This is a genomic window from Nitrospirillum karajorum, from assembly GCF_036348415.1.
Classification (GTDB): domain Bacteria; phylum Pseudomonadota; class Alphaproteobacteria; order Azospirillales; family Azospirillaceae; genus Nitrospirillum; species Nitrospirillum amazonense_B.
The window spans coordinates 487,501-500,789 of record NZ_JAZBQB010000003.1 but is presented as its reverse complement, the minus strand read 5'-3'; the positions used below and the strand labels follow the sequence as shown (position 1 = coordinate 500,789).

At 65.1% G+C, this 13,289-nt stretch carries 12 protein-coding genes, 1 tRNA gene and 1 rRNA gene (1 of these 14 running past the window's edge); 13 read left to right on the top strand and 1 reads right to left on the bottom strand.

The genetic code is table 11. The features are described 5' to 3' along the window. Positions 1–55: 55 nt before the first annotated feature. The 4 genes from UCD39_RS15905 (at position 56) to mscL (ending at position 3,091) form a co-directional block, all read left to right on the top strand. On the top strand, positions 56–421 hold the full coding sequence (locus UCD39_RS15905; RefSeq protein ID WP_145736143.1) for a response regulator: 366 nt from the start codon (positions 56–58) through the stop codon (positions 419–421). A gap of 20 nt (positions 422–441) precedes the next feature. After that, on the top strand, positions 442–1,662 hold the full coding sequence (locus tag UCD39_RS15900) for a protein-glutamate methylesterase/protein-glutamine glutaminase (protein WP_330496926.1): 1,221 nt from the start codon (positions 442–444) through the stop codon (positions 1,660–1,662). Further along, positions 1,659–2,468: a CheR family methyltransferase gene (locus tag UCD39_RS15895; RefSeq protein ID WP_145736147.1), complete on the top strand. Its 810-nt coding sequence runs from the start codon at positions 1,659–1,661 to the stop codon at positions 2,466–2,468. The genes UCD39_RS15900 and UCD39_RS15895 overlap by 4 nt, the downstream gene beginning before the upstream one ends. Before the next feature lie 215 nt (positions 2,469–2,683). Further along, a complete protein-coding gene (gene mscL / locus UCD39_RS15890) occupies positions 2,684–3,091 on the top strand; it encodes a large conductance mechanosensitive channel protein MscL (RefSeq protein WP_330496925.1) in 408 nt (135 codons plus the stop codon). A gap of 24 nt (positions 3,092–3,115) precedes the next feature. On the opposite strand, the gene lipB is transcribed toward mscL, so the two are convergent. Then, positions 3,116–3,856: a lipoyl(octanoyl) transferase LipB gene (gene lipB / locus UCD39_RS15885; RefSeq protein ID WP_330496924.1), complete on the bottom strand. Its 741-nt coding sequence runs from the start codon at positions 3,854–3,856 to the stop codon at positions 3,116–3,118. A 198-nt stretch (positions 3,857–4,054) separates the two neighbouring features. Between lipB and UCD39_RS15880 the strand changes: the two genes are divergently transcribed. The 9 genes from UCD39_RS15880 to UCD39_RS15840 form a co-directional block, all read left to right on the top strand. Beyond that, positions 4,055–4,139: transfer RNA gene (locus tag UCD39_RS15880), tRNA-Leu, on the top strand. 263 nt (positions 4,140–4,402) lie between these two features. Beyond that, positions 4,403–6,688: an NADP-dependent malic enzyme gene (locus UCD39_RS15875; RefSeq protein WP_145736153.1), complete on the top strand. Its 2,286-nt coding sequence runs from the start codon at positions 4,403–4,405 to the stop codon at positions 6,686–6,688. Between the two features lie 130 nt (positions 6,689–6,818). Continuing rightward, complete coding sequence (locus tag UCD39_RS15870) at positions 6,819–7,448, top strand: TetR/AcrR family transcriptional regulator (protein WP_145736155.1); 630 nt, start codon at positions 6,819–6,821, stop codon at positions 7,446–7,448. Beyond that, positions 7,438–8,625 carry an acetyl-CoA C-acyltransferase gene (locus UCD39_RS15865; RefSeq protein ID WP_330496923.1) on the top strand — a complete coding sequence of 396 codons (1,188 nt, stop codon included), beginning with the start codon at positions 7,438–7,440 and terminating at the stop codon, positions 8,623–8,625. The genes UCD39_RS15870 and UCD39_RS15865 overlap by 11 nt, the downstream gene beginning before the upstream one ends. 90 nt (positions 8,626–8,715) lie before the next feature. Further along, the gene (locus tag UCD39_RS15860; RefSeq protein ID WP_330496922.1) at positions 8,716–9,321 is read left to right on the top strand and encodes a 2-hydroxychromene-2-carboxylate isomerase; all 606 of its coding nucleotides are present in this window, start codon (positions 8,716–8,718) and stop codon (positions 9,319–9,321) included. After that, positions 9,321–10,265: an ion channel gene (locus tag UCD39_RS15855; RefSeq protein WP_330496921.1), complete on the top strand. Its 945-nt coding sequence runs from the start codon at positions 9,321–9,323 to the stop codon at positions 10,263–10,265. The genes UCD39_RS15860 and UCD39_RS15855 overlap by 1 nt, the downstream gene beginning before the upstream one ends. Positions 10,266–10,400: 135 nt before the next feature. Beyond that, positions 10,401–10,742, top strand: coding sequence for an acyl carrier protein (locus tag UCD39_RS15850; RefSeq protein ID WP_145736161.1), 342 nt, complete (start codon positions 10,401–10,403; stop codon positions 10,740–10,742). Between the two features lie 117 nt (positions 10,743–10,859). Further along, on the top strand, positions 10,860–11,285 hold the full coding sequence (locus UCD39_RS15845; protein ID WP_330496920.1) for a DUF1489 family protein: 426 nt from the start codon (positions 10,860–10,862) through the stop codon (positions 11,283–11,285). A gap of 576 nt (positions 11,286–11,861) precedes the next feature. Beyond that, a 16S ribosomal RNA gene (locus UCD39_RS15840) occupies positions 11,862–13,289 on the top strand (it continues 70 nt past the right edge of the window).

Genomic DNA, 13,289 nt, shown 5'->3' with positions numbered 1-13,289 from the left:
GCCTGGGCTTCAACCACCGGTGCTTTCGAGCGCTTAGCAACCCGAGGTCCTTTGCATGAAGTCCTGCCTGGTCGTCGATGACAGCCGCGTCGTCCGCAAGGTCGCGCGCAAGATCCTGGAAGAACTGAACTTCACCTGTTCAGAGGCCGAGGATGGCAAGCAGGCCATGGATGCGTGTGCGGTTTCCATGCCGGACGCCATCCTGCTGGACTGGAACATGCCGGTCATGACCGGTATCGAGTTCCTGCGACGTCTGCGTAAGATGTCGGGGGGCCAGACGCCCAAAGTGGTATTCTGCACCACCGAGAACGATCTGGCCCACATCCAGGAAGCGCTGTCAGCCGGGGCGAATGAATACATCATGAAGCCCTTCGACAGCGAGATCATCCAAACCAAGTTCGAGCAGGTCGGGCTTCTCTGACGCCCGGGAATCATAAGATCATGAACGATATCCCCGGACGACCCCAGGCCGCTTCACCGGCGGCCGCAACCACCGAGCCGTACCGGGTCATGGTTGTGGACAATTCGGCGGTCATCCGTGGCTTGCTGACGCGTACGCTGGAAGGCGACGGCACCATCCGTGTCGTCGCCTCCGTCGCCAATGGCCAGATGGCCATCAACACCCTGCAGCGTCAGTCCCTGGACGTCATCGTCCTGGACATCGAGATGCCGGTGATGGACGGCCTGACCGCCTTGCCGCAGCTCATCGCCGCCGACCCCGCGGTCAAGGTCATCATGGCCTCGACCCTGACGGCCAAGAACGCCGACATCTCCCTGCGGGCCTTGCGGGCCGGCGCCTCCGATTATGTCACCAAGCCGTCGTCGACGCGGGAGCTGACGGGGGCCGAAAGCTTCAAGGCGGAACTGGTCAGCAAGGTCCAGGCCCTGGGCGAGGCCGCGCGCCGCGCGGACCCGTCGAAGGGGACGCCGTCGCGCCCCCTGGCTCCGCGCCCCGTCATCGCGCCGGTTCCCGGTGGCGTAGCGCCGGTGACCGGTACCGCATCGGCGGCGGCACCGTCGCCCATCCGCAGCCGCCTGTTCGAACAGGCGCCGGTCGTCCTCCGGCCCGCGCCGGACATTCGGCCTGACATCATCGCCATCGGCAGTTCCACCGGTGGACCGCAGGCGCTGTTCGAGGTGATGGCCCATTTCCGGGGCGGGCTGCAGCAGCCCATCGTCATCACACAGCACATGCCGGCGACCTTCACCACCATCCTGGCCGAGCACATAACCCGCCAATGCGGGATCGAGTGCGCGGAGGCCAAGGACGGGGAGCCCATCGTCGGCGGCCGCGCTTACGTGGCGCCGGGCGACAATCATTTCCTGCTGGTGTCGCGCAACGGCGTCACCACCGCGCAGCTGACCAAGGACCCGCCGGAAAATTTCTGTCGGCCGGCGGTCGATCCCATGTTGCGCAGTATTGTTAAGATTTATGGGCGTAAGGTGTTGGCGGTCATCCTCACCGGCATGGGGCATGACGGTCGTGGCGGCTGCGACCAGGTGGTCCAGGCCGGGGGGATGGTTGTTGGTCAGGACGAGGCCAGCAGCGTGGTATGGGGTATGCCGGGCGCCGTGGCAACGGCGGGCTTGTGCAGTTCCATCCTACCCTTGAAGGAGATCGGTCCGTTTATCCGCAAGATCGCATTGAGGACGGCGGCATGAAGGTCGAAGACTTCGACATGTTCTGCACGATGCTGAAGCAGCGTTCGGGCTTGGTCCTAACCAAGGACAAGGCCTACCTGCTGGAATCGCGCCTCATGCCCGTGGCGCGGAAATGGAACCTGAAGACGCTGGATGAACTGGCGGCCACGGTTCGCGCCCGCAAGGACGAAACCCTGCTGAAGGACATCACGGAGGCGATGACGACCAACGAGTCGTCCTTCTTCCGCGATCAGAAGCCCTTCGACCAGTTCAAGCAGGTCGTGCTGCCGGCGTTGCTGGAATCGCGGGCCACCAAGAAGTCCATCCGCATCTGGTCGGCCGCCTGCTCCAGCGGGCAGGAGGCCTACTCCCTGGCCATGATGCTGTCGGAGGACAATGCCCGCCTGGCCGGCTGGCGTATCGAGATCGTCGGTACCGACCTGTCCTCCGAGATGGTGGAAAAGTCGCGCGCCGGCATCTACACCCAGTTCGAGGTGCAGCGCGGCCTGGCCATCACCATGCTGGTCAAGTATTTCAAGCAGGTGGGTGACAAATGGCAGTTGTCGCCGCAGATACGGCAGATGGCCACGTTCCGGGAATACAACCTGCTGACCGACCTGTCGCCCTTGGGCCAGTTCGATGTGGTGTTCTGCCGCAACGTCCTGATTTATTTCGACCAGCCGACCAAGACCAAGGTGCTGGAGGCCATCGCCAAGCAGATGCCGCCGGATGGCGTGTTGTACCTGGGTGGGGCAGAGACGGTGCTGGGCATCACGGACAAGTTCAAGCCCATGGACGGCCAGCGCGGGCTGTACATTCTCGCCTAAGAACGAACCGGAGACGGTTTACGCACAGGGCCGGCCCGGCGACGGGACCGGCCCTGTCGATTCCCGGCATGCGCGTGACGCTTTCCACCGCAGCTTCCATCGGCCCTACATCGTGTGGGTAGTGACCCGGCCGGGCGGCGGGCGTCATAGTATGGCGATCAACCCATGAACCGCCCCAGCCAACCGGGGCCTCAACACAAGAAGGGGGACGAGCCATGTGGGAAGAGTTCAAGTCGTTCATCAGCCGGGGCAACGTGATCGATCTGGCCGTCGGCATCATCGTCGGCGCCGCCTTCACCGGCATCGTCAATTCGCTGGTCAATGACCTGATTATGCCGCCCATCGGCTACCTCATGGGCGGTATCGATTTTTCCAGCTATTTCGTCGCCCTGAACGGGGAGCACTACGCCAGCCTGAAGGCCGCGCAGGATGCGGGCGCCGCCACCATCAACTATGGCGTTTTCATCAACGTCGTCATCCGCTTCTTCATCGTCGCCGGCGCCGTGTTCCTGCTGGTGAAGCAGGTCAACCGCTTCCGCACCAAGGCCGCTTCCGCCCCGCCCCGGCAGGAGGTTCTGCTGGAGGAGATCCGCGACCTGCTGAAGGCGAAAGCCGAGGGTTGAGCGCCGGCTGGCGGCGGCCGGCCGTTACTGGCCGCCGCTGGGACCGCAACTGGCCGCCGCCCCACCTTCCGCTGTTTCGAAAACTCCGGCCCAGGCATCGCGCAGCGCCGCATCCACCTCGTGCAGGCTGGCCAAGTGACCCAGCGCGTGCATGGAGGTGACGCCGTACTGGGTGATGCCGCAGGGCACGATGCCGCCGAAGTGGCTCAGGTCCGGGTCGACGTTCAGTGAGATACCGTGGAAGGTGACGCCCCGGCGCACGCGCACGCCGATGGCGCCGATCTTGTCCTCCTGGCCCGGCAGGCCGCCATAAGGCTGCTTGTCCACCCAGATGCCCACGCGGCCGCACCGCCGTTCCCCCTTGATATTGAACAGGGCCAGGGTGCGGATGATCCATTCTTCCAGGTTGGTGACGTAGGCACGCACATCGGGGCCCCGCTTCATCAGGTCCAGCATGACATAGGCCACGCGCTGGCCGGGACCGTGATAGGTGTACTGCCCGCCGCGCCCGGTCTGGAACACGGGGAAGCGGCCATGGTCCAGCAAATCCTCCGCCTTGGCGCTGGTGCCGGCGGTGTACAGCGACGGATGCTCCAGCAGCCACACCAATTCCGGGGCCGTGCCGGCGCGGATGGCCGCCACCCGTTCCTCCATGGCGGCCACCGCCTCGGGGTAGGCCACCGGCTGGTCGCTGATGCGCCATTCCGGTCCCTCCATGGACGGGGCATGGGTTTCGGGCTGGGCGGGTGAGGGGAGGGGGGACATGGCGCGGCGCTTACCCATCGTGTGAAGGCGTTTTTCATCGACGCCGCATGCGGGCGACGCCGGGGTCCGGGGATCCCCTCCTTTATATAGGGGGTCCCATCCCATAAGGGCCACACGGGGGCTTGCTATGGGATCGGCGATTTGCTATTCCCCCGTTCACCCGTTGGCAAGCCCTTGCCGGCGAGGTTCTGACATGATGCGGTCATGGCGGAATTGGTAGACGCGCAGCGTTGAGGTCGCTGTGGGGCAACCCGTGGAAGTTCGAGTCTTCTTGACCGCACCATACACCTGAAAGGCCGGACCGCTTGGTTCGGCCTTTCGCGTTTCCGGGCGCCTTTTCCAGGCCGATCAAACGCATGGCAGCCGGTCGCGCCCCGGCTGAATGGCACCTTGCCGTCCATCGCCTCTGGACAATGGCGGGCCCTGGGGCCTAAGCAGGAAGGGCGCCGAACGCTTGACGGCGCCGGTGGGGCCGCCGCGACGGTGGCGCCACGGGCGCCTGTGAGGCTGTTCGGGACCCAGTCCCCCGCAGAAGAGACCGGCCCCATGTCCGACGAGTTTCGCGAAGCCGCCCTAGACTATCACCGGCTGCCGACGCCGGGTAAGATCGCCGTCCAACCGACCAAGCCCCTGGCGACTCAGCGCGACTTGGCCTTGGCTTATTCGCCCGGCGTGGCCTTCGCCTGCGAGGCGATCGTCGCCGACCCGGCCGAGGCCAGCCAGATGACCTCGCGCGGCAACCTGGTGGCCGTGATCACCAACGGCACCGCCGTGCTGGGCCTGGGCGACATCGGTCCCCTGGCCGCCAAGCCGGTGATGGAGGGCAAGGGCGTCCTGTTCAAGAAGTTCGCCGGCATCGACGTCTTCGACATCGAGGTCGATGAGAAGGACCCCGACAAGCTGGTCGATATCATCGCGGCGCTTGAGCCCACGTTCGGCGGCATCAACCTTGAGGACATCAAGGCGCCCGAATGCTTCTACGTGGAAAGCAAGCTGCGCGAGCGCATGAAGATCCCGGTCTTCCATGACGACCAGCACGGCACCGCCATCATCGTCGCCGCCGCCATCACCAACGCGCTGAAGCTGCGCGGCCGCAAGATCGACGAGGTCAAGCTGGTGGCCAGCGGCGCCGGCGCCGCGGCGCTGGCCTGCCTGGACCTGCTGGTGGACATGGGCATGCCCGTGGACAACATCTGGGTGAGCGACATCAAGGGCGTGGTCTATGACGGCCGCACCGAGTTGATGGACCCGCGCAAGGCGCGTTATGCCAAGAAGACCAACGCCCGCACCTTGGACGACATCATCGATGGCGCTGATATTTTCCTCGGCCTGTCGGCGCCGCGCGTGCTGACCAAGGCCATGGTGTCCAAGATGGCGGGCCAGCCGGTCATCCTGGCGCTGGCCAACCCCACCCCGGAAATCATGCCGGAGGAGGCGCGCGCGGCGCAGCCCGACGCCATCATCGCCACCGGCCGCTCCGACTATCCCAACCAGGTCAACAACGTCCTGTGCTTCCCCTTCATCTTCCGCGGGGCCCTGGATGTGGGCGCCACGCAGATCAACGAGGCGATGAAGATCGCCGCGGTGGAGGCCATCGCCCGCCTGGCCATGGCGGAGCAGCATGACGTGGTGGCGGCCGCCTACGGTGACCAGTCCGCCGGCTTCGGCCCGGACAACATCATTCCCAAGCCTTTCGATCCGCGCCTGATCCTGGAGATCGCGCCGGCGGTGGCCAAGGCCGCCATGGACAGCGGCGTGGCCACCCGGCCCATCACCGATTTCGACGCCTACCGCGAGCGCTTGTCGCAATTCGTCTTCCGCTCCGGCCTGCTGATGAAGCCGGTGTTCTCCCGCGCCAAGCAGGCGCCCAAGCGCCTGGTCTATTGCGAGGGCGAGGAGGAGCGGGTGCTGCGCGCCGTGCAGTTCGTGGTGGACGATGGCCTGGCCAAGCCCATCCTCATCGGTCGTCGCGATGTGGTGGCCCGCCGTATCGAGAAGCTGGGCCTGCGCATCGCGCTGGACCGCGATGTCGAACTGGTCGACCCGCAGAACGATCCGCGCTACGCCGATTACTGGCAGAGCTACCACGCCACGATGGAGCGGCGGGGCGTCAGCCCGGACCGCGCCCGCCAGGTGGTGCGCAACAACACCACCGTCATCGGCTCGCTGATGGTGCGCAAGGGTGACGCCGACGCCATGATCGCCGGCACCGTCGGCCTGTACGACTGGCACCTGAAGCATGTGCTGGACGTCATCGGGCTGAAGCCGGGCACGACCATCCCGGCCGCCCTGTCGGTGCTGATCCTGCCCAAGGGCACCTTCTTCCTGGCCGACGCCTATGTGACGCCGGAGCCGACGGCCGACCAGATCGCGGCCATGACCGCGCTGGCGGCGGAAGAGGTCCGGCGCTTCGGCGTGGTGCCCAAGGTGGCCCTGCTGTCGCATTCCAACTTCGGCAGCCACGGCGACGCCTCGGCCCTGACCATGCGCGCCGCCCTGGCCAAGATCGAGCAGCAGTGCCCGACGCTGGAGGTTGAGGGGGAGATGCATGCCGACAGCGCCATCTCCGAGGACATCCGCAACCGCGTGTTCCCCAACAGTCGCCTGAAAGGCATGGCCAACCTGCTGATCATGCCCAGCCGCGACGCCGCCAACATCGCCTTCAACCTGCTGAAGACCCTGGGCGAGGGGCAGCCGGTGGGGCCGGTGCTGCTGGGGGCCGCCCAACCGGCCCACATCCTGACCCCGTCCGTCACCGTGCGCGGCATCGTCAACATGTCCGCCCTGGCCGTGGTCGACGCCCAGATGCATGAGGCGGGTGAGGGGAACTGATCCGGCGCCCACAGCGCCTGGAGGTTTGATTCGAAAAGGGCCGTCCCGGAGTGATCCGGGGCGGCCTTTTCCGTTCCCGCTGCCGCCTCTCGCCTTGACAATAGCACGATCGTTCGTTTATTTTTCATCCATGAGCAAGGGTGTCCGCACGCGCGCCGCCATCCTGGAGGAGGCGTTGAGCCTCACCAGCACGGACGGGTTGTCAGGCCTGACCATCGGCCTGCTGGCGGAGCGTACCGGCCTCTCTAAAAGCGGCCTGTTCGCCCATTTCGGGTCCAAGGAGCAGCTGCAGGTGGCCGTGCTGCGGCAGGCCCAGGAGTGCTTCACCACCCATGTCATCCGGCCGGTGCTGCCCCTGCCGCGCGGCCTGCCCCGGCTGGAGGCCTTTGCCGAGGGCTGGTGGGCCTGGAACCAGTCCCCGCCCTTCCCGGGCGGCTGCCCCATCCAGGCGGCCAGCCTGGAACTGGATGACCGGCCCGGCCCCTTGCGCGATGAGATCGCGGGCGCGCAGCGCCGCCTGCGCACCTTCATCCAGCAGGGTGCCGCCATGGCGGTGACGGCGGGCCATTTTCGCCCCGACCTCGATTGCACCCTGTTCGCGTTCCAGATGGTGGGTATCGCCTTCGCCCAGACCATGACCTGCCGCCTGCTGGGTGAGCCGGAGGGCCTGGATTTCGTTCGCCGCGCCTGGCATGCCCAGGTCACGGACGCGGCTGCCGCCACACACAATCAAACGGGAGAGATAAGCCATGTCGACTGATCCGATTGTCATTGTCAGCACCGCCCGCACCGCCATGGGCGGCATGATGGGCGACCTGTCCAGCCTGCCGGCCGCCCAGCTGGGGGCGGCCGCGGTCAAGGGGGCGGTGGACCGCGCGGGCCTGGCGCCCGATACCATTGACGAGGTGGTGATGGGCTGCGTGCTGCAGGCCGGGCAGGGCCAGGCGCCCGGTCGCCAGGCGGCGCTGGCCGCCGGCCTGCCGCAGTCCGTGCCCTGCAGCACCCTCAACAAGATGTGCGGCAGCGGCATGAAGGCGGCCATGGTCGCCCATGACCTGCTGGTGGCGGGCAGCGTCGACATCGCGCTGGCCGGTGGCATGGAAAGCATGTCCAACGCCCCCTATCTCCTGGACCGGGCGCGGGGTGGCTATCGCTACGGTCATGCCACCATCTATGACCACATGGCGCTGGACGGGCTGGAGGACGCCTACGACCGCGGCCGCGCCATGGGCACCTTCGCCGAGGATACGGCGGCCCATTACCAGTTCACCCGCGAGATGCAGGACGCCTACGCCATCGAAAGCCTGCGCCGCGCCAAGGCCGCGGTGGAGGGCGGCTGGTTCGATGGCGAGACGGTGGGCGTCACGGTCAAGGGCAAGGGCGGCGATGTCGTCATCACCCGCGATGAGCAGCCGCTGAAAGGCAAGCCCGAGAAGATCCCGACCCTGAAGACCCCGTTCCGCAAGGACGGCACGGTCACGGCGGCCAGCAGCGCCAGCATCAGCGACGGCGCCGCCGCCCTGGTGCTGACCCGCGCCAGCGTGGCGGAGAAGCGCGGCCTCACGCCCCTGGCCCGCATCGTCGGTCACGCCAGCCACGCCCGGGCACCCAACTGGTTCACCACCGCCCCCATCGGCGCCATTGAAACCCTGTTCGCCAAGACCAGCTGGTCGGCCCGGGATGTCGACCTGTTCGAGATCAACGAGGCCTTCGCCGTGGTGCCCATGGCGGCGATGCGGGAGTTCGACATTCCGCACGACAAGGTCAACGTCCATGGCGGCGCCTGCGCTCTTGGCCATCCCATCGGGGCGTCCGGGGCCCGCATCCTCGTGACCCTGCTGGCGGCGCTGCAGCGCTATGACCTGGCCCGGGGCGTGGCCAGCCTGTGCATCGGGGGTGGCGAGGCGACGGCCGTGGCCATCGAGCGTCTGCACTGACACGCTGGATCTCATCCGGCAGGTGGGCATACTGGGGACGGCCGCGCCGGCAGGGGCGGCCGTCCTCCTATCAGGATGGGGCCACCCGCGATGGCTGCGCAGCCCTTGGATTTCTATTTCGACTTCGCCTCGCCCTACGGCTATTTCGCCGCCATGGCCATCGATGAACTGGCCGCGCGTCATGGCCGGACAGTCGCCTGGCATCCCATCCTGCTGGGGGCGGTGTTCAAAAGCACGAGCGTGGCGGCCACTGTCCAACGCCCTTTGCAGGGCGATTATCTGCGCCATGACGTGGTGCGCTGCGCCCGCTATTACGACCTGCCCCTGACCTGGCCTGAGGTGATGCCGATCAACGCGGTCACGCCCTCACGAGCCTATTACTGGGCAGCCGCCCGCGACGTCGATTTGGCGCGGAGCTTGGCGAAGGCGCTGTATCGCGCCCATTGGCGGGAGGGGCGGGACATTTCTGGGATAGACGCGGTGGCCGATGTTGCCGCCGGCATCGGCATGGATGGGGACGCGGTGCGGAACGGCGTGCAGGAACCGGCGGTGAAGGATGCGCTGCGCGCCGCCACCGATGCGGCCATGGCCCGGGGCGTCTTCGGCTCGCCCTTCATCTTCGTGGAGGGGGAGGGGTTCTGGGGCGCCGACCGCCTGGTGCAGGTGGAACGCTGGCTGGCGCAGGGCGGTTGGTGATGAACGCCAGCGCCACGCCCCGCCGCCGTCGCAAGCGCTCGCTGGTGACGCCCATCGCCCTGACGGTGGGTCTGCTGGCCTTGATTTCCCTCACCATCCAGGGGGCCGATCCGGGCCTGACGCTGGCGTTGCTGGGCGCCGTGGTCGTGGTCGTGGGCTCCTGCCACCTGCTGTTTCCCGGCAGCCGCTTCTTCACCATCGGCTTGGCCAACTTCGTCGGCATCTACGCCATCATTTTCGAATTCTTCGTCGAGGCGCACTTCGCCAAACTGCCGGCCTATCTGCTGGGGCTGGGCTTCGTCCTACCCTTGGCGGCGTTCCTGGCGGGCGTGGTCATCCGGCGCGCCGGCATCCGCGCCATCGTCCATGGCCGTCCTCAGGGGCCGACCCGGCGCGATCTGCGACGCTTCGGCCGGGCCTTCGGCTGGGTGCTGCCCCTGGGCGTGGTGGGGGCCGCCACCTTCCTGCTGACACCGGAGACATCCCAGCCCGTGGTCCGCGACGCCTTCGTCGCCGCCATGGGGTTCATCTCCTTCATCGTGCTGCTGGTCAGCTACGACGTGGTGGTCTTGCTGCTGGAGACGGGGCTGCTGTTCGAGGAGTTCTTCGAGCAGGTGGCGGGACTGGCGGAGCCGGCCTTCGCCTTCTTCACCTTCTATTCCCTGCTGGTGATCATCTTCGCCGCCCTTTACACGGTGGTTGACCGGTTCGCGCCCCTCAACCAATTCATGATCGGCGGCATGCCGCAGCGGATCGGCTTCGCCGAAAGCCTTTATTTCTCTGTCGTCACCCTGTCTACCGTGGGGTATGGCGACATCGTGCCGGTGGGCAGCTTCATCCGGCTGGTGGTGGCGGCCGAGGTCATCGTCGGCATGCTGCTGCTGCTGTTCGGCTTCAACGCCATTTTCAGCTATTCCAGTAGCCGGCGCCCCCCCGAACGATGAATTGTCGCCAAACATCTCTGGTGCCCATGTCAAAAAAGTCTTAACGCTTCTCTGATAGGGGTTGAGGCCGAAAGCCATGTCGGGGTAGGGGCGACCGCCCCGATGCGGGGCCTGAAACTTGAGGGGCGGGATGCCGTGAGCCGGTCGATCGAAGGCGTCAGCAACTGGATGCACTTGTTTCGTTGGATCGTGAAACTGATCCGCGACGACTATGGCGTCGACGAAAAAATCCTGACCCGCACCGCGGTGCTGGAGACCGACTGCGGCCTCACCATCGAGCAGGTGGAAGAGGTGCTGGACATCGTTGCCGACAGCTTCTCGATCCGTTTCCCCCAGGGCACCTTGGATGAGGTGCTGAAGCTGGAGGAACTGTGCCTGCTGGCGGCTTGGCTGAAGGGCATGTTCAAGCGGCCGGAATTCATTTCCGAAGGGTTCGAGGCCAAGTGCCGTTCCCTGAACGCCTCGGCCACCGCCTGATCCTCGGGCTTCTCCCTTTGGGGCCCCTGTGACGGCGCCCCTGTGATGGGGTGCCTTGACCCCAGGGTTTAAGCTCGTAGTCTCACGGACCCTGAGTGATATCGGCTTCGTGAGACCATGCCCCTTCATATGCTGCGCCTCGCCGTGGGCGCCCCCGACCTTGCCGACATGCGTGATTGGCGCAATCGCAATCAGATGGACTGGAACGGTCACCGCGTGGTGCCGACCTACACGCGGCGCATGCCCACCCGCACGGCGGAATTGCTGGATGGCGGGTCCCTCTATTGGGTGGTGAAGGGCATCTTGTGCTGCCGGGCGCGCTTCGTCGGCTTCGACCTGCTGCGGTCGCCCGAGGGCGATGAGGTCTGCCGCATGCTGTTGGATGCCGAGCTGGTGGAAACGGTGCCGCAGCCCAAACGGCCGTTCCAGGGTTGGCGCTACCTGAAGCCGGAGGACGCGCCGCCCGACCTGGACCAAGCCGGCGGCGGACAGGACCTGCCGCCCCACATCCTGGCGGAACTGCGCCAGCTGGGTCTGGCCTAGGTTCCGTTTTTCCAGGCGCCCTGCGGGCCTTGGGGTGGAACCTGGATAGGGGCTACGCCGCGTTTCGAAAAAAGTGAGGGTCGGACGAAAAAAGCTGTAGACAGGCCCCCGGTGGGGTCACTATAACCCCGTTCACCGACGCGGCGGGCGACAACGAACGGCGCGACGGCGAAGCGATCCCTGAGTTCTGGCGGTTGACGCTGGTGATTGAGGGGTTGCGGTTCTGGCGGTGACGCCGCTGGACGAAACGGAATTTGCCCTTCCTGTCCGGGTGTGGGCTGATCCTTCTGGGGATCGGTCAAGGATGGGGTTGTGGTTTGAGCGCGTATTTGCGTTTGGGTCACGGGTTCTTGAACAAGTGAACGTCTTGAGAAGGGATGCGCAGACGGCGGTTCCGATGATGGGCCCGGTACGGGCAGCAACATGGAAACGACCAGAACGCATCTTGAATACATGCTCTGAAAATGACCCTCGGGCGATCGGGGGTTCAGGAACGGACTTGGGTTTAGGTGCCGACGAAGGTTGGTTTCCGCCGAGGTTCTTGATTGCCGGCGACGGCGATTGGGATACCGCACAGAACCTGAGAGTTTGATCCTGGCTCAGAACGAACGCTGGCGGCATGCCTAACACATGCAAGTCGAACGAAGGCTTCGGCCTTAGTGGCGCACGGGTGAGTAACGCGTGGGAACCTGCCCTTTGGTTCGGAATAACTCCGGGAAACTGGAGCTAATACCGGATGAGCCTGATGGTTGTGGAGACTGTCAGGGAAAGATTTATCGCCGAAGGAGGGGCCCGCGTCCGATTAGGTAGTTGGTGAGGTAACGGCTCACCAAGCCGACGATCGGTAGCTGGTCTGAGAGGATGATCAGCCACACTGGGACTGAGACACGGCCCAGACTCCTACGGGAGGCAGCAGTGGGGAATATTGGACAATGGGGGCAACCCTGATCCAGCAATGCCGCGTGAGTGATGAAGGCCTTAGGGTTGTAAAGCTCTTTCGCACGTGACGATGATGACGGTAACGTGAGAAGAAGCCCCGGCTAACTTCGTGCCAGCAGCCGCGGTAATACGAAGGGGGCTAGCGTTGTTCGGAATTACTGGGCGTAAAGGGCGCGTAGGCGGCTGCTCAAGTCAGGCGTGAAATCCCCGGGCTTAACCTGGGAATTGCGCTTGAGACTGGGCGGCTTGAGTTCGGGAGAGGTGAGTGGAATTCCCAGTGTAGAGGTGAAATTCGTAGATATTGGGAAGAACACCGGTGGCGAAGGCGGCTCACTGGACCGATACTGACGCTGAGGCGCGAAAGCGTGGGGAGCAAACAGGATTAGATACCCTGGTAGTCCACGCCGTAAACGATGAGTGCTAGACGTTGGGGTTCTTAGAACTTCGGTGTCGCAGCTAACGCATTAAGCACTCCGCCTGGGGAGTACGGCCGCAAGGTTGAAACTCAAAGGAATTGACGGGGGCCCGCACAAGCGGTGGAGCATGTGGTTTAATTCGAAGCAACGCGCAGAACCTTACCAGCTCTTGACATCTACTGACCGGTACGGAGACGTACTTTTCCCTTCGGGGACGGTAAGACAGGTGCTGCATGGCTGTCGTCAGCTCGTGTCGTGAGATGTTGGGTTAAGTCCCGCAACGAGCGCAACCCCCATCTTCAGTTGCCATCATTTGGTTGGGCACTCTGGAGAAACTGCCGGTGACAAGCCGGAGGAAGGCGGGGATGACGTCAAGTCCTCATGGCCCTTATGGGCTGGGCTACACACGTGCTACAATGGTGGTGACAGTGGGCAGCGACCTCGTGAGGGGTAGCTAATCTCCAAAAGCCATCTCAGTTCGGATTGTACTCTGCAACTCGAGTGCATGAAGTTGGAATCGCTAGTAATCGCGGATCAGCACGCCGCGGTGAATACGTTCCCGGGCCTTGTACACACCGCCCGTCACACCATGGGAGTTGGCTTTACCCGAAGCCGGTGCGCTAACCGCAAGGAGGCAGCCGACCACGGT

Excerpts from the sequence above, each read along its gene's own strand:
- UCD39_RS15860 (WP_330496922.1), top strand. The coding sequence starts at position 8,716 with ATGGCTGCGCAGCCCTTGGATTTCTATTTCGACTTCGCCTCGCCCTAC.
- UCD39_RS15870 (WP_145736155.1), top strand. The coding sequence starts at position 6,819 with ATGAGCAAGGGTGTCCGCACGCGCGCCGCCATCCTGGAGGAGGCGTTG.
- mscL (WP_330496925.1), top strand. The coding sequence starts at position 2,684 with ATGTGGGAAGAGTTCAAGTCGTTCATCAGCCGGGGCAACGTGATCGAT.
- UCD39_RS15900 (WP_330496926.1), top strand. The coding sequence starts at position 442 with ATGAACGATATCCCCGGACGACCCCAGGCCGCTTCACCGGCGGCCGCA.
- UCD39_RS15865 (WP_330496923.1), top strand. The coding sequence starts at position 7,438 with ATGTCGACTGATCCGATTGTCATTGTCAGCACCGCCCGCACCGCCATG.
- UCD39_RS15845 (WP_330496920.1), top strand. The coding sequence starts at position 10,860 with ATGCCCCTTCATATGCTGCGCCTCGCCGTGGGCGCCCCCGACCTTGCC.
- lipB (WP_330496924.1), bottom strand. The coding sequence starts at position 3,856 with ATGTCCCCCCTCCCCTCACCCGCCCAGCCCGAAACCCATGCCCCGTCC.
- UCD39_RS15875 (WP_145736153.1), top strand. The coding sequence starts at position 4,403 with ATGTCCGACGAGTTTCGCGAAGCCGCCCTAGACTATCACCGGCTGCCG.
- UCD39_RS15895 (WP_145736147.1), top strand. The coding sequence starts at position 1,659 with ATGAAGGTCGAAGACTTCGACATGTTCTGCACGATGCTGAAGCAGCGT.
- UCD39_RS15905 (WP_145736143.1), top strand. The coding sequence starts at position 56 with ATGAAGTCCTGCCTGGTCGTCGATGACAGCCGCGTCGTCCGCAAGGTC.
- UCD39_RS15855 (WP_330496921.1), top strand. The coding sequence starts at position 9,321 with ATGAACGCCAGCGCCACGCCCCGCCGCCGTCGCAAGCGCTCGCTGGTG.